The organism is Ruminococcus sp. RTP21358st1_G6_RTP21358_211008, from assembly GCF_040908885.1.
In the GTDB taxonomy this organism is placed as follows: domain Bacteria; phylum Bacillota; class Clostridia; order Lachnospirales; family Lachnospiraceae; genus Blautia_A; species Blautia_A faecis.
The window spans coordinates 53,479-69,903 of the sequence record NZ_JBDGDM010000020.1; the positions used below are offsets into that span (position 1 = coordinate 53,479).

13 protein-coding genes, 1 tRNA gene and 1 rRNA gene are annotated in these 16,425 nt (G+C 43.3%); all 15 read left to right on the plus strand.

Features of this window, described 5'->3' with window-relative positions; genetic code table 11:
* Positions 1 to 72 precede the first annotated feature (72 nt).
* The gene (gene metK / locus AB5Z12_RS09800) at positions 73 to 1,272 is read left to right on the plus strand and encodes a methionine adenosyltransferase (protein ID WP_173718499.1); all 1,200 of its coding nucleotides are present in this window, start codon (positions 73 to 75) and stop codon (positions 1,270 to 1,272) included.
* 272 nt (positions 1,273 to 1,544) lie between these two features.
* Positions 1,545 to 2,693 carry a cell wall metabolism sensor histidine kinase WalK gene (locus tag AB5Z12_RS09805; RefSeq protein WP_173770013.1) on the plus strand — a complete coding sequence of 383 codons (1,149 nt, stop codon included), beginning with the start codon at positions 1,545 to 1,547 and terminating at the stop codon, positions 2,691 to 2,693.
* Positions 2,690 to 3,379, plus strand: a complete 690-nt coding sequence (locus AB5Z12_RS09810; RefSeq protein ID WP_118580859.1) for a response regulator transcription factor — start codon at positions 2,690 to 2,692, stop codon at positions 3,377 to 3,379. The genes AB5Z12_RS09805 and AB5Z12_RS09810 overlap by 4 nt, the downstream gene beginning before the upstream one ends.
* A 27-nt stretch (positions 3,380 to 3,406) precedes the next feature.
* Positions 3,407 to 5,005, plus strand: coding sequence for an aminotransferase class I/II-fold pyridoxal phosphate-dependent enzyme (locus tag AB5Z12_RS09815; RefSeq protein ID WP_233456072.1), 1,599 nt, complete (start codon positions 3,407 to 3,409; stop codon positions 5,003 to 5,005).
* A gap of 17 nt (positions 5,006 to 5,022) precedes the next feature.
* Positions 5,023 to 5,607: a guanylate kinase gene (locus AB5Z12_RS09820; protein WP_368357121.1), complete on the plus strand. Its 585-nt coding sequence runs from the start codon at positions 5,023 to 5,025 to the stop codon at positions 5,605 to 5,607.
* Between the two features lie 217 nt (positions 5,608 to 5,824).
* Positions 5,825 to 6,814: a DNA polymerase III subunit delta' gene (gene holB, locus AB5Z12_RS09825; protein ID WP_118580865.1), complete on the plus strand. Its 990-nt coding sequence runs from the start codon at positions 5,825 to 5,827 to the stop codon at positions 6,812 to 6,814.
* 1 nt (position 6,815) lies between these two features.
* Complete coding sequence (locus tag AB5Z12_RS09830; RefSeq protein WP_118580868.1) at positions 6,816 to 7,715, plus strand: stage 0 sporulation family protein; 900 nt, start codon at positions 6,816 to 6,818, stop codon at positions 7,713 to 7,715.
* Positions 7,708 to 8,448 carry a tRNA1(Val) (adenine(37)-N6)-methyltransferase gene (locus AB5Z12_RS09835; protein ID WP_195392124.1) on the plus strand — a complete coding sequence of 247 codons (741 nt, stop codon included), beginning with the start codon at positions 7,708 to 7,710 and terminating at the stop codon, positions 8,446 to 8,448. The genes AB5Z12_RS09830 and AB5Z12_RS09835 overlap by 8 nt, the downstream gene beginning before the upstream one ends.
* Before the next feature lie 52 nt (positions 8,449 to 8,500).
* Positions 8,501 to 9,346, plus strand: a complete 846-nt coding sequence (gene rsmI / locus AB5Z12_RS09840; protein WP_118580874.1) for a 16S rRNA (cytidine(1402)-2'-O)-methyltransferase — start codon at positions 8,501 to 8,503, stop codon at positions 9,344 to 9,346.
* Positions 9,347 to 9,601: 255 nt separating this feature from the next.
* On the plus strand, positions 9,602 to 11,524 hold the full coding sequence (gene gyrB, locus AB5Z12_RS09845) for a DNA topoisomerase (ATP-hydrolyzing) subunit B (RefSeq protein WP_148463034.1): 1,923 nt from the start codon (positions 9,602 to 9,604) through the stop codon (positions 11,522 to 11,524).
* Between the two features lie 15 nt (positions 11,525 to 11,539).
* On the plus strand, positions 11,540 to 14,092 hold the full coding sequence (gene gyrA, locus AB5Z12_RS09850; protein ID WP_215659962.1) for a DNA gyrase subunit A: 2,553 nt from the start codon (positions 11,540 to 11,542) through the stop codon (positions 14,090 to 14,092).
* 15 nt (positions 14,093 to 14,107) lie between these two features.
* Entirely contained in the window at positions 14,108 to 14,665 is a 558-nt protein-coding gene (locus tag AB5Z12_RS09855) for a hypothetical protein (protein WP_368357120.1), read from the plus strand.
* 125 nt (positions 14,666 to 14,790) lie between these two features.
* Complete coding sequence (locus AB5Z12_RS09860) at positions 14,791 to 15,528, plus strand: lysophospholipid acyltransferase family protein (RefSeq protein WP_368357119.1); 738 nt, start codon at positions 14,791 to 14,793, stop codon at positions 15,526 to 15,528.
* A gap of 176 nt (positions 15,529 to 15,704) precedes the next feature.
* Positions 15,705 to 15,792: transfer RNA gene (locus AB5Z12_RS09865), tRNA-Ser, on the plus strand.
* A gap of 341 nt (positions 15,793 to 16,133) precedes the next feature.
* Positions 16,134 to 16,425 (plus strand): 16S ribosomal RNA (locus tag AB5Z12_RS09870); the annotation flags it as partial.

The window sequence follows — 16,425 nt, forward strand, 5'->3', positions numbered from 1 at the left end:
CATACAATGCAGCGATAGATATTAGCTGTTTTGGAAATTTTCGCTCCATCGAAGAAAGGGAAAAACAAAAGAATGGAAAACAAAGAAAAAATCTTATTTACTTCCGAATCTGTAACTGAAGGTCATCCGGATAAAATCTGTGATGCCATTTCTGATGCCATCCTGGATGCTCTGATCGCACAGGATCCGATGAGCCGTGTAGCCTGCGAGACTGCAACTACAACAGGTCTTGTTCTGGTTATGGGTGAGATCACTTCCAAGGCAAATATCGATATCCAGTCAATCGTAAGAGAGACAATCCGCGAGATTGGTTATACTCGTGGAAAATTCGGATTCGATGCTGATACATGTGCAGTAATCACAGCACTTGATAAACAGTCTGCTGATATTGCAATGGGTGTTGATAAAGCACTTGAGCAGAAAGAGAATCAGATGGATGAGGACGAGCTTGACTCTATTGGAGCTGGCGACCAGGGAATCCAGTTTGGTTATGCTTCCAACGAGACAGAAGAATACATGCCATACGCAATCAACATGGCACACAAACTTTCCCGTCAGCTGACAAAAGTCCGTAAAGACGGCACTCTGAAATATTTAAGACCAGATGGAAAAACTCAGGTAACAGTTGAGTATGATAAGAATGGAAAACCAAGCCGTATTGATGCAGTAGTTTGCTCCACTCAGCATGACCCGGATGTTACACAGGAGCAGATCCATGCGGACATCAAGAAATATGTATTTGATGAGATCATCCCGGCAGACATGGTAGATGAGGATACGAAATACTTTATCAACCCGACCGGACGTTTCGTTATCGGTGGACCAAACGGCGACAGCGGTCTTACAGGACGTAAGATCATTGTTGATACTTATGGCGGAACAGGACGTCACGGCGGCGGTGCCTTCTCCGGAAAAGACTGCACAAAGGTTGACCGTTCTGCAGCTTATGCAGCACGTTATGTTGCAAAGAACATTGTTGCAGCAGGTCTTGCTGACAAGTGCGAGATCCAGCTTTCCTATGCAATTGGTGTTGCACATCCGACTTCTATTCATGTAGAAACATTTGGCACAGGTAAAGTATCTGATGCGAAACTGGTAGAGATCATCCGTGAGAACTTTGACCTTCGCCCGGCTGGAATCATCAAAATGCTTGATCTCCGCCGCCCAATCTACAAACAGACTTCTGCATACGGACACTTTGGCCGTACAGATGTAGATCTTCCGTGGGAGCATCTGGACAAGGTTGATGATCTGAAGAAATATCTTGCGTAAAATTTGGGTAAAAGAAAATGGCTTGTATTGAAGCCTGCTTGAAAATTCCATATTAAAGTTAGAGCCTGGAAGAGACTGGTATATAGCAGAAGAAGTCTTTTCCAGGTTTTTTATGTTGAAAAACTGAATATTATAGAGCTATTTTTTATAGAAAATTAAGAGATGAAATCAGAGCTTTATGCTATAATCTATATAAATCCGGTGAAGCAGCTTCATACGACAGGGAAGCTGTTGAAAATTTCCGTAAAAAGAAGAAAAAGGATAGAACTGTTATGAAGCTAAAAACAAGAATCATTCTGGGATTCACCATGATCATTCTTATGCCTCTGCTTCTGTTTGCCGCCACTTTGTATGGATTCAGCCAGTCACAGGCGCAGAAAGCACAGGCAGTGACTGAGAGCGATGGAACAGTATATGATATTTCCATAACAGACTCAGCCGACAGTCAGGGCAGGGTACATGTAATGGCCAAGGATTTGTTTATCAGTGCGTTTGTAATCCTGATCTCCGTTGCTTTGGTAGTTGGTCTTTGGGTATATCGCAGCATTGCCGTTCCATTGGTTAAATTAAAAAAAGCGACGCAGAATATAAAAGAGGGCAACCTGGATTTCGTTCTGGATGTAGAAGGAAAAGACGAATTTTCTGAGCTCTGTCAGGATTTCGAGGAAATGCGCCGCCGTCTGAAAGAATCTACAGAAGAAAAAAGCCTTATAGAAAAAGAGAACAGAGAGCTGATCAGCAACATTTCCCATGATCTGAAAACTCCGATCACAGCAGTGAAAGGATATGTAGAGGGAATCATGGATGGAGTGGCAGATACCCCTGAGAAAATGGATCGCTATGTCCGCACCATCTACAACAAGACAAATGAGATGGATCATCTGATCAACGAGCTGACTTTTTATTCCAAAATCGATACCAACCGCATTCCTTATACTTTCAACAAACTAAATGTGGAAGATTATTTTGAAGATTGTTCAGAGGAAGTTGGTCTGGAACTTGAGACCAGGGGAATTGAGCTGGTTTATGCCAACTATGTGGAAAAAGATGTTATGGTAATTGCCGATGGGGAGCAGATCCGCCGTGTTATCCATAACATTATCAGCAACGCTATCAAATATATGGACAAGCCTAAAGGAATCATTCAAATCCGAATCAAGGATGTGGGTGATTTTATCCAGATTGAGATTGAGGACAATGGAAAAGGTATTGGTCCGAAGGATCTGCCTTATATTTTCGACCGTTTTTACCGTACAGATGTTTCACGAAATTCTTCCAAAGGCGGAAGCGGAATCGGTCTTTCCATTGTAAAGAAAATTCTGGAGGACCATGGGGGAAAAGTATGGGCCACAAGCCGTCTTGGAATCGGCACGATCATGTATTTTGTACTTAGAAAATACCAGGAGGTACCAATGAAATGAGCAGAATTCTGATCATTGAAGATGAAGAAGCAATTGCAGAGCTTGAGAAAGACTATCTGGAGCTCTCAGGATTTGAAGTTATAATCTGCAACAGAGGCGATCTGGGGCTTAATATGGCACTGAAAGAAGATTTTGACCTGATTATTCTGGATCTGATGCTGCCGGAGATAGACGGGTTTGAAATCTGCCGCCAGGTAAGAGAAGCTAAGAATACTCCGATCATTATGGTTTCCGCGAAGAAAGATGATATTGACAAGATCCGCGGTCTTGGACTTGGGGCTGACGATTACATGACCAAGCCATTTAGCCCAAGCGAGCTTGTTGCCAGAGTAAAGGCACATATGGATCGCTATAACCGTCTGATCGGCTCCACCACGCAAAAGAACGATATTATTGAGATTCGTGGAATCAAGATAGACAAGACTGCCCGCCGCGTCTGGGTAAATGGCGAGGAGAAAACTTTTACCACCAAGGAATTTGATCTGCTCACATTCCTGGCCCAGAATCCAAACAGAGTTTTTACAAAGGAAGAGCTTTTCAGGGAAATCTGGGATATGGAATCGGTAGGTGATATTGCCACAGTTACGGTTCATATCAAGAAAATCCGTGAGAAAATTGAGTATAATAATGCCAAGCCGCAGTATATCGAGACCATCTGGGGCGTGGGATACAGATTTAAAGTGTGATAATTTCTGAGAAAATTGAGAGGTAAAATGAGAAGACTATATAAAGAATTGGAGAACTACGGCAAATCCGACTTTTATCCTTTCCATATGCCTGGTCACAAGCGGAATAAGGCGTGCATAGAGGGGGATTTTCCTATTGAACGTGATATTACAGAAATAGACGGATTCGACGATCTGCATCATTCTGAGGGAATTTTACTTGAAGCGCAGAATGCTTTATCCAGAATGTACGGCACAAGGAAAAGTTTTTTTAGTGTCAACGGAAGTACGGCAGGAATTCTTACTGCCATTTCCGCATCTGTGAAAAAGGGTGGACAGATTCTGGTGGCCAGAAACTGTCATAAGGCTGTTTACCACGCAATATACCTCCGGGAACTGGTTCCCACATATATTTATCCACAATCTGACAACGATTTGGGGATAAATGGTTCAATTTCTGTATCCCGTGTGGAAAGATATCTTGAGGAAAATCCTAAAATAGAAGCAGTATTTATTACATCGCCTACTTATGATGGCGTGGTTTCAGATGTGCGCCAGATTGCGGAGGCTGCCCACAAACATGGAATTCCGCTGATCGTGGATGAAGCCCACGGTGCTCATTTCAGATTCTCTGACTATTTTCCTGTTTCAGCAACAGATCTGGGAGCAGATGTGGTGATCCAGAGCTTTCACAAAACATTGCCGGCCATGACCCAGACTGCAGTGCTTCATCTGTGCAGTGAACGTGTAAGTGAGAAGCTGATCCGCAGATTTCTTGGAATTTATGAGACCAGCAGTCCGTCTTATATACTTATGTCCAGTCTGGATGCCTGTGTAGCGAAGCTGGAAAAAGACAGCGGACGATTATTTGATGAATTTACGGAAAATCTGGAAGCCGCCCGCAGACAGCTTGGTCAGCGCAGGTATATACGTCTGTTACAGACACCGGAAGAGACTGGGGAAGAAAAGGACGAACAGGGCACAACAGAAATATTTGATTATGACCGCTCTAAGCTGATTCTGTCCACATTGCACAGCAGTTTAAATGGTCCGGAACTTGCGGGAATCCTTCGAAGAAAATATCATTTGGAAGTTGAGATGACTACAGAGAATTATGTGCTTGCGCTGGCAGCAGTTGGAGACACCAGGGAAGGATTCCGGAGACTTTGCAAAGCTATAGAAGAAATCGACAGACAGGAAGCTGAACTGGCAGAGAAGAGCAGGAATATAACAGAGAAAATAGCTGTTGGAAATTCAGATTATGTACCGGAAGTGGAAAGGCAGAAGTGTGTTAAATGTAATTCTGAAGATTGTGAAAGATGTGAAAAAAAGGATACCCGCAGCGATGGCTTGCGAAATGAAAAATATGCCTGCAAGTGTGGTCCTATGAAGCAGCTTATGTCCATTTCCAGGGCAATGGATGCCCCATCCCAGCTTTGTCTTCTGGAAGAAAGTGCAGGGAAAATTGCCGCAGAATTTGTATATCTTTATCCGCCGGGAATTCCCATTATTGTTCCAGGCGAACAGATTACTGGACTTTTTACAAGGAATGTGAGAAGATATATGGAGCGGGGGCTGAATCTTCACGGTCTTTGCGGAGAAAATAACGAAACAATAAGCGTAGTAAAGGAGCAGGCAGAGGTGTAACCCCTGCCTGATACATTATGGGAAAAATATTTTACATTATGGGAAAAAGCGCATCTGGTAAGGATCATATATATGCCAGGCTGGCAGCACATGAGGGATTGGGACTTAAGAAGCTGGTTCTTTATACTACCCGCCCAATCCGTGCAGAGGAAGAGAATGGTAAACAGTACTATTTTGTGGATGATAAAAAGCTGGAAGAATTTCGAAGCAGCGGGAATCTGATCGAGGCCAGAGCTTATCACACAGTATATGGAATCTGGAACTATTTTACAGCAGATGACGGTCAGGTGGATTTGGAAAATGCTGACTATCTGGGAATCGGTACACTTGAATCTTATGTGAAAATGAGAGAATACTATGGAAAAGAGAATGTTTGTCCTGTTTATATCGAAGTGGAGGACGGAGAGCGTCTTGCAAGAGCATTGAAAAGAGAGCGTGGTCAGGAGATACCCCGCTATGAGGAAATGTGCAGAAGATTTCTTGCAGATCAGGAGGATTTTTCCGAAGAAAAAATTGCTGCTGCCGGGATTACGAGAAAATTCCAGAATGTTGATCTGGAGGAATGTGTAGAAGAAATTGCTGAATATATTAGACAGGCATAATGTGCATCGCGAAGCGCGTTACTGGTCACGGAGTGAACAGTAACACATTTTTTGTTGATAAGTGAATAAATTCACAAAAAACTATAGCATGATTTTGTCGTACATGATAGAATTAAAGGGTAAATACATTTAGAGTGTATTTGTACAAAATAAGCTATGCAGGGGTGCTGACCGCAGCCTTTGACAATAGCGAAAATGATAGGGTGAGGTGATTCCGATGTTAGGGTTTAACGACATTATAGGACATGAAGAGATAATCAGACATTTGAAGAATGCCATACAGACAGAGAAAGTGTCCCATTCGTATATTTTTACAGGTGACCCTGGTTCTGGAAAGAAATTGCTGGCAGGAACCTATGCGATGACATTGCAGTGTGAAGAGGGCGGTACGGAGCCTTGCGGACATTGTGATTCCTGCAAGAAGGCAATCGGTAAGAATCACCCGGATATCATTATGGTGACCCATGAGAAGCCAAATGTGATTACAATTGACGAAATCAGGGAACAGATTATCAATGATGTGGATATTAAGCCATACTGCAGCCCATACAAGATTTATATTGTGGCAAATGCAGAGCTGATGAATCCCCAGGCACAGAATGCTCTTCTGAAGACCATTGAAGAGCCGCCGGAATATGCAGTTATCATGCTTCTCACAAGCAATATTGATGCTCTGCTGCCGACCATTCGTTCCAGATGTGTACGTCTGGATCTGAAGGTTGTAGATGACGGTCTGGTAAAGAAGTACCTGATGGAGCATCTCCATATACCGGATTATCAGGCTGAGATCGATGCTTCCTATGCTCATGGCAGTATTGGCAGAGCGAAACAGGTAGCTACTTCCCAGGAGTTTGCAGATATGACCCAGAATGCACTCCGCATCCTGAAGAATGCAGACGGAATGGAAGTATATGAGCTTACAGAAGCAATCAAGGAGCTTTCCAATGACAAGCAGAACATCAGTGACTATCTGGATCTTTTCCAGTTCTGGTTCCGTGATGTACTGATGTTTAAGGCTACACGGGAAGTTGATAATCTTGTATTTAAGCAGGAAATAAATTATATAAGGGAACAGGCAAGCCAGCGTTCCTATGAGAACCTGGAGAAGATTCTGGATGCACTGGAGAAAACAAAAGTACGTCTTCGTGCCAATGTAAATACAGAACTTGCTCTTGAGCTTCTGTTCCTTACAATCAGGGAGAAATAGAATGGCAAAAGTAGTAGGCGTAAGATTTCGGAATGTAGGTAAGATCTATTACTTCAATCCGAAGAACTATAAAGTGAAACCGGGCGATCATGTAATTGTGGAGACTGCCCGCGGTGTTGAGTATGGAAAGGTGGTGCTTGCACCTAAGGATGTGGTGGATGACCAGGTGGTACATCCTTTGAAGGAAGTGCTTCGTGTGGCTACCAAGGACGATGATGAAAGAGAGAAGTATAACAGGGAGCGTGAGAGGGACGCTTTCAAGATCTGCCAGAAGAAGATTCGCGAGCATGGACTTGAGATGAAGCTGATTGACGCAGAGTATACTTTTGATAACAATAAAGTGTTGTTTTACTTTACAGCAGACGGCAGAATTGATTTTCGCCAGCTGGTAAAGGATCTTGCATCTATTTTTAAGACAAGAATTGAACTTCGCCAGATTGGTGTAAGAGATGAAACAAAAATTCTTGGAGGAATCGGTATCTGCGGCAGATGTCTCTGCTGTCATACTTATCTTTCCGAGTTTGCACCTGTATCCATCCGAATGGCCAAGGAACAGAATCTCTCTCTGAACCAGACGAAGATTTCAGGTGTATGCGGAAGACTGATGTGCTGTCTGAAGAATGAGCAGGAGACCTATGAGGAGCTGAATCGCAGACTTCCGGGAATCGGAGATACGGTAACTACTCCAGACGGAATCCAGGGCAATGTACAGAGTGTAAATGTACTCCGCCAGCTTGTAAAGGTAGTAGTAGAAATTGGTGATGAGAAAGAAATTCAGGAATTCCCTGTAGGCGAACTGAAATTCCGTTCCAGAAAAAAGAAAGTAAAAGTCTCTGAACAGGAATTAAAGGAACTGAAGGATCTTGAAGATAAAAAGGGAGATTCCAAATTAGATGATTAATGATCTTGTGAAGGAGAATGAGCGGGTAGATGATCTGCAGAATGGCTATTATATCATTCAGGATCCCCGGAAATTCTGCTTCGGTATGGACGCTGTTCTTTTATCTGGGTTTGCCAGAGTGAAGAAGGGAGAGAAGGTTCTCGATATGGGAACGGGAACTGGTATTATTCCGGTACTCCTTGCTTCCAAGACTGTGGGAGAGCATTTCACAGGTCTGGAAATCCAGGAAGAGTGTGCTGAAATGGCGGCAAGAAGTGTGAAATACAATAACCTGGAGGACAGGGTCAGTATCAGACAAGGTGATATTAAGGAGGCTGTCAGTATTTTCGGGGCAGCTTCTTTTCATGTTGTCACCTGCAATCCGCCCTATATGATCGGGCAGCATGGACTGACCAATCCGCATATGCCAAAGGCAATCGCCCGACATGAGATCCTTTGTACTCTTGAGGATGTGGTAAGCCAGGCTTCGAAGCTTCTTGGAGACAGAGGACGTTTTTACATGGTACACAGACCGTTCAGACTGACAGAAATTATGCAGGTTTTGACGAAATATAAGCTGGAGCCTAAGCGTATGCAGCTTGTTTATCCATACATTGACAGGGAGCCTAATATGGTGCTCATAGAAGCCCTGAAAGGCGGCAATTCCCGGATTACTGTGGAAAGACCGCTGATCGTGTATGAGAAGCCGGGAGTCTATACAAAGGACATTCTGGAAATGTACGATATGATTTAAAAAGATCGCAAATAAAAAATGAAAAACAGATGATTGCAGAAGGGAGAAAAATATGAGTGGTAAATTATATCTATGTGCCACGCCAATCGGAAATCTGGAGGATATTACGCTTCGCGTGCTCCGTGTTCTGAAGGAAGTGGATCTGATCGCTGCGGAAGACACCCGCAACAGTATCAAGCTTCTCAATCATTTTGACATAAAAACTCCAATGACCAGTTACCATGAGTACAACAAAGTGGAGAAAGCCTACACCCTCATTGAGAAAATGCAGGAGGGTCTGAATGTGGCTCTGATCACAGATGCGGGAACACCTGGAATTTCTGACCCAGGGGAAGTATTGGCTGCTATGTGTTACGATGCCGGAATTGAAGTAACTTCGCTTCCAGGCCCGGCAGCATGCATCACGGCTCTTACCCTGTCCGGACTTTCCACCCGCAGATTTGCATTCGAGGCCTTTTTACCTCCGGATAAAAAAGAGAGGAAAGCCATTCTGGAAGAGTTGAAAAACGAAACCCGCACCATCATCCTTTATGAGGCACCCCATCACTTGGTTGGTACCCTGCAGGAATTGTACCAGGCTCTTGGAAACCGCAGAATGACTCTTTGCCGTGAGCTTACCAAGAAGTATGAAACGGCATTTCGGACAACAATCGAAGATCTGATTGCTTTTTACAAAGATCAGAAGCCCCTTGGAGAGTGTGTCCTGGTGATCGAGGGCAGAAGCCGAAAGGAAATGGAACAGGAGTCACAGGAATCCTGGAGAGACATCTCCATTGAGGAACATATGGCGATTTATGAGAATCAGGGGATCGCACGCAAAGAGGCAATGAAGATGGTTGCAAAGGATCGAGGTGTGACAAAAAGAGATATTTACCAGGCGCTTTTGCTGCAAAAATAGAGAAGAAACTGTTCTGGCAGGTGTTATTCCTGACAAGCAGACATATAGGGGGAGATAAGGCGTATTTTTGACGGATATCCGTTGAAAATACGCCGTTTTTTTTACATCTTGAAATGGCTTTTAACTGGCAAAAACGGGGATTTTGTGCTATAATAAATCTGTATTTTTATGCGCAAAAACAGGAATGAGATCTGGCAGCAGAAATGAGCCGTAAATTCCTGTAACTTTTTAATAGATCATAACAGGAGGAATATCATGGGCGAAACAAATACAGAATACGGAGCGGACCAAATCCAGATTCTGGAGGGTCTGGAAGCCGTACGTAAGAGACCTGGTATGTACATTGGAAGTACATCCAGCCGTGGTCTCCATCATCTTGTATACGAAATCGTGGACAATGCCGTAGATGAGGCACTGGCTGGTTACTGTACAGAAATAAATGTAGCGATCAATCCTGATAACTCCATCACAGTTGTAGACAATGGACGAGGCATTCCGGTAGGAATCAATCATAAAGCCGGCATTCCAGCTGTAGAGGTGGTATTTACCATTCTTCATGCCGGCGGTAAGTTTGGCGGTGGAGGATACAAGGTATCAGGAGGTCTTCACGGAGTAGGTGCATCCGTTGTTAATGCACTTTCTGAATGGCTTGAAGTATCAATCTGCAGAGATGGAAAGAGATATGAGCAGCGTTACGAGCGTGGTAAGACAATGTATCCGCTTAAGGAAGTTGGAGAATGTGGTGATTCTACCGGAACTACTGTTACTTTCCTCCCGGACAAGCAGATATTCGAGGAGACTGTATACGATTACGATATCCTGAAACAGCGTCTTCGTGAAATGGCTTTTCTTACCAAAGGTCTGAAGATCATTCTTACTGACAAGCGGGAAGGTATGGAAAGGGAGAAAACTTTCCACTATGAAGGTGGTATCCGTGAATTTGTAACTTATCTGAACAGAAGTAAAGAAGCTCTTTATCCGGAGATCATTTACTGTGAGGGTGAGAAGGACGGTGTGGCGGTTGAAGTTGCCATGCAGCACAATGATTCTTATACAGAGAATACTTACGGATTTGTAAACAATATTAATACTCCTGAAGGCGGTACCCATATTACCGGTTTCAGAAATGCCATTACAAACACATTTAACGATTACGCCAGAAAGAATAAGCTTCTCAAGGACAGCGAGCCAAACCTTTCCGGTGATGATATCCGAGAAGGCCTGACAGCCATTGTCAGCGTTAAAATTGGCAATCCGCAGTTTGAAGGCCAGACGAAGCAGAAACTTGGCAACAGTGAGGCCAGAGGAGCTGTAGACAGTGTTGTAAGCAAACAGCTGGAGATTTTTCTGGAACAGAATCCTGCTGTAGCCAAGGCAACCGTAGAGAAGTCTGTACTTGCCCAGAGAGCCAGAGAGGCAGCGCGTAAGGCCCGAGATCTTACCAGAAGGAAGTCTGCCCTTGACAGTATGTCCCTTCCAGGCAAGCTTGCCGATTGCTCGGACAAGAATCCGGAGAATTGCGAAATCTATATCGTAGAGGGTGATTCCGCGGGTGGTTCTGCGAAGACAGCACGTAACCGTGCTACACAGGCTATCCTTCCTCTTCGTGGAAAAATTCTGAACGTAGAGAAAGCCCGTCTGGACAAGATTTATGCAAACAAAGAGATCAAGGCTATGATCACAGCCTTTGGTACCGGTATTCATGATGATTTCGATATTTCCAAACTGAGATATCACAAGATCATCATTATGACTGATGCCGATGTTGACGGTGCCCACATTGCCACACTGCTTCTTACATTCCTGTACAGATTTATGCCGGAACTGATCAAGCAGGGCTATGTATATCTGGCACAGCCGCCGCTGTACAAGATCGAGAAGAACAAGAAGGTATGGTACGCTTATGATGACGATGAGCTGAACGCCATCCTTACAGAGATAGGACGAGACTCCAACAATAAGATCCAGCGTTACAAAGGTCTGGGAGAGATGGATGCAGAGCAGCTTTGGGAGACTACCATGGATCCGGAGAAGCGTATTCTTCTCCGCGTTACAATGGATGAGGCAGCTACCTCCGAAATTGACCTTGTATTTACCACACTTATGGGTGACAAGGTAGAACCAAGACGTGAATTTATCGAAGAGAATGCACGCTTTGTAAAGAATCTGGATATCTAGGGGAGATAGAACAATATGGATGACAAGATTTTTGACCAGGTCCATGATGTGGATCTGGAGAAAACCATGAAAGAATCTTACATCGAATATGCTATGAGCGTTATTGCTTCAAGAGCGCTTCCTGATGTAAGAGATGGTTTGAAACCGGTACAGCGTAGAGTGCTGTATTCTATGATCGAATTGAACAACGGTCCGGATAAGCCACATCGTAAATGTGCCCGTATCGTTGGTGATACCATGGGTAAGTATCATCCTCATGGTGACAGCTCTATTTACGGAGCACTTGTAAATATGGCACAGGACTGGTCTTTCCGCTATACTCTTGTTGACGGACATGGAAACTTCGGTTCTGTGGACGGCGACGGCGCAGCTGCCATGCGATACACTGAGGCCCGCCTGAGCAAAATTTCTATGGAGATGCTTGCTGACATTAATAAAGATACTGTAGACTTCCAGCCAAACTTTGATGAAACTGAGAGAGAGCCAAAGGTGCTTCCTTCCAGATTCCCGAACCTGTTGGTCAATGGTACTACAGGTATTGCTGTTGGTATGGCTACCAATATTCCGCCTCACAATCTTCGTGAGGTTATTAATGCTGTTGTAAAAATTATTGACAATACCATCGAGGAGCAGAGAGAAACCACAATTGAAGAGCTTCTTGACGTTGTAAAAGGCCCGGATTTCCCTACAGGAGCTACTATTCTCGGAAGAAGGGGAATCGAGGAAGCATACCGCACAGGCCGCGGAAAGATCCGTGTACGTGCAGTATCAAATATTGAGACCTTACCAAATGGAAAATCACGTATTATCGTCACGGAGCTTCCATATCTGGTAAATAAAGCCCGGCTGATCGAGAAGATCGCAGAGCTTGTCCGTGATAAAAAGATTGATGGAATTACCGACCTGAATGATCATTCCAGCCGTGAGGGAATGCGTATTTGTATTGACCTGCGTAAAGATGCCAATGCAAATGTTGTTCTGAATCAGCTGTACAAGCATACCCAGCTGCAGGATACTTTTGGCGTTATCATGCTTTGTGTGGTACCCCAGGGCGACAGCCTTGTACCAAAGGTACTGAATCTGAAAGCGCTTCTGGAGCATTATCTGGCTCATCAGGAGGACGTTGTTACCAGAAGAACCAAATATGATCTGAATAAAGCACAGGAACGTGCCCACATTTTGGAAGGCTTGCTGAAAGCCCTGGATAATATCGACGAAGTTATCAGGATCATTCGTGCTGCCCGCAACGTTCAGATTGCGAAGCAGGAATTGATGGACAGATTCGAACTGACGGATGTGCAGGCCCAGGCTATTGTAGATATGCGTCTGAGAGCTCTCACCGGTTTGGAAAGAGAGAAGCTGGAAGCAGAATATGCAGAATTAGAGGAGAAGATCCGCAAATTCCTGGCAATTCTTGCAGACAGAAATCTCCTTCTTCGTGTTGTAAGGGAAGAAATCCTCGCAATTGCTGACAAATACGGCGATGAGAGAAGAACTGCCATCGGATATGATGTCTATGATCTTTCCACAGAAGATCTGATTCCAAGGGAAAATACGGTCATTACTATGACAAAACTTGGTTATATCAAGAGAATGACTGTAGATAATTTCCGCAGCCAGAACAGAGGTGGACGTGGAATCAAGGGAATGCAGACCATCGATGACGATTACATTGAAGAACTGCTTATGACTACTACTCACCATTATCTGATGTTCTTTACCAATACAGGACGTGTATACAGACTGAAAGCATACGAGATCCCTGAGGCAGGAAGAACTGCAAGAGGTACTGCAATTGTCAATCTTCTGCAGCTTATGCCAGGTGAGCGCATTACATCTGTTATTCCTATGCGTAAATTCGAAGAAGGCAAGTATCTGGTTATGGCAACTAAGGCTGGTCTTGTGAAGAAGACACCTATGGAAGAATATGCAAATGTACGTAAGACAGGTCTTGTGGCAATCACACTTCGTGATGATGATGAGCTTATTGAAGTTAAGGCTACAGACGATACAAAAGATATTATGCTTGTAACGAAAGACGGTATGTGCATCCGTTTCAAGGAGACTGATGTAAGAAGTACCGGAAGAAGCTCCATGGGTGTTCGTGGTATGAATCTTGATCCTGGAGATGAGGTTGTGGCAATGCAGCTGAATTCTCAGGGAGATTACCTGCTTGTAGTATCTGAAAATGGTATGGGCAAACGTACTGCTATGAGTGAATTTACCTGCCAGAACCGTGGAGGTAAGGGTGTGAAGTGTTACAAGATCACCGAGAAAACCGGTAATGTGATTGGTGCTAAAGCTGTCAATGAAGAAAACGAGATTATGATGATCACTACAGAAGGAATCATTATTCGTATTACCTGTGCCGGAATTTCTATTCTTGGAAGAATCACTTCCGGAGTGAAGCTGATCAATCTGGATGAGGGTGTAACAGTGGCAAGTCTTGCCAAGGTTCGCGAGAAAGCAGAGGGAAATACGGAGAACGGCAGCAGTGAGGAGCCGACTGAGGAGACTGAGGAAGTTTTTGAAGAAGAGGATTCACAGGATACAAATGATGCAGAATAAAGGAATCTGTGAAGTATGAAAAAAAGAACCAGAATTTTAATCCTGGGTATTGCCATGATGTTTATCATGGCAATGTCCGGATGCGGCGTAAATCATAAATCGCCGGAGGGAGTAGTGGAAGCCCTCATAAAGAATTATGTAAGCGGAAGTGAGAAGAAGGTGAAGCAGTGTTATTCTCAGGAAAAGGATACCAATGAACTTCTGCAGAATGAGATTGATGCTACTTTGAAATATTTTGCTGCTCATAATCCAACAAAAGTAAAGGTGGAACAGTGCGATATTCTTTCCGAAAACGGTGACTATACTTACGTGTACATTATTTACAATCTGGTATTGGAAAATGACCAGGAGTATCCATGCGTAGGAACCTATATGACGGAGAAAAAAGATGGTAAATACTATGTAATGTCATCTTCCGAGATCACAGATGATCTGCGGAATCAGGCTGCGGATGACTATGCCAAGTTTATGACTGCAGATTCTTATAAGACTTATACGAAAGCATACAATGTATTTATCAAAAAGAACCCGGGGTATGAGGAGAAAATTGCAAATAAGCTGGATGCAGAGTAGAAGGGAGGCTGCTGCAGGATGATTGAATCTTGCAGTGGCCCTTTTTCATATCGTGATCTGATATGAAACCGAAAAAATATTTTTATCTCACTGAGGAGTTTTGCATAGAGGAAAGGAGCTTGGAAATGAAAAGAATCATTGTAATGGTACTGAAGAATATTATATTCGTACCATATTATTGGATCATGCTGAACTGGTATGCTGCGCATGTGGATAAATACACAGAGGAACAGCGCTATGCCATGTTGAAAAAAATTGACCATGCAGCTAATCGTGGAGGAAATCTTCATATAGACGGCCATGGAGTAGAAAATATACCTTCGCAAAATGGATTTATGTTTTATCCGAATCACCAGGGATTGTATGACGTGCTTGCCATAATGGAGGTCTGCCCGGTACCTTTTTCAGTAGTTGCAAAGAAGGAAGTTGGAAATGTACCGTTTTTGAAGCAGGTATTTTCATGTATGAAGGCATTTTTGATTGACAGGGAAGATATTAAACAATCTATGCAGGTGATCATTAATGTAACGAAAGAAGTAAAAGCAGGAAGAAATTATCTTATTTTTGCAGAAGGGACCAGAAGCAAAAATGGAAACCATCCTCAGGAATTTAAAGGCGGAAGTTTTAAGGCTGCCATGAAAGCAAAATGTCCGATTGTACCGGTTGCATTGATTGATTCTTATAAAGCATTTGATACCGGTTCTGCAAAAATGCTGAATGTTCAAGTGCATTTTCTGAAGCCCGTGGAATATGAAGAATATAAAGATATGAAATCAACTGAGATTGCCGCAGAGGTAAAAAGAAGAATTGAAGAGACTATCCGGGCGAATGAAAATAGTAACTGTTCACTTCGTAACCAGTAAACGCTTCGCGATGCACAGAAATCATGCATTTGCATGATTTCGCACCGAAATTCTCATAAAAAATAAAAAACTTAAAAAAGATGTTGACAAGAAGTGATCTTTTAAGTATAATAACAAATGCGCTACGAAAGATGCGCAACTCCACAATTTAACATTGGTTAAGTAGTTCGGAGACTGGAGAAGTACTCAAGAGGCCGAAGAGGTGCCCCTGCTAAGGGTATAGGTCGTTAACGCGGCGCGAGGGTTCAAATCCCTCCTTCTCCGCTTTTGATTTTTTAAAATTTTAAATTTAAAAAAATCAAAAAAGTGGTTGACAAAGCTTTCTACTTGTGGTAAAGTAGACAAGTCGTCAATAAAGACAAAAAACTTCATCAAAAAAGTTTTGAAAAAACTTAAAAAAGTTCTTGACAAACAAAAAGAGATGAGGTAAAATAAACAAGCTGTCGCAAAGAGATGACAGCAAAACAACCTTGATAACTAAACAGTGAAACACATACGATTCTCGAAAATTCTTAACGAATCATCATTCAAATGAATGAACTTTTTATAACAGTAATGACGAGAGATAACTAAGCTAGTTGGTTGTCTTGAGTACATCAAACACTTTATCAGAGAGTTTGATCCTGGCTCAGGATGAACGCTGGCGGCGTGCTTAACACATGCAAGTCGAACGGGAAACATTTTATTGAAGCTTCGGCAGATTTAGCTTGTTTCTAGTGGCGGACGGGTGAGTAACGCGTGGGTAACCTGCCTTATACTGGGGGATAACAGCCAGAAATGGCTGCTAATACCGCATAAGCGCACAGAACCGCATGGTTCGGTGTGAAAAACTCCGGTGGTATAAGATGGACCCGCGTTGGATTAGCTAGTTGGCAGGGCAGCGGCCTACCAAGGCGA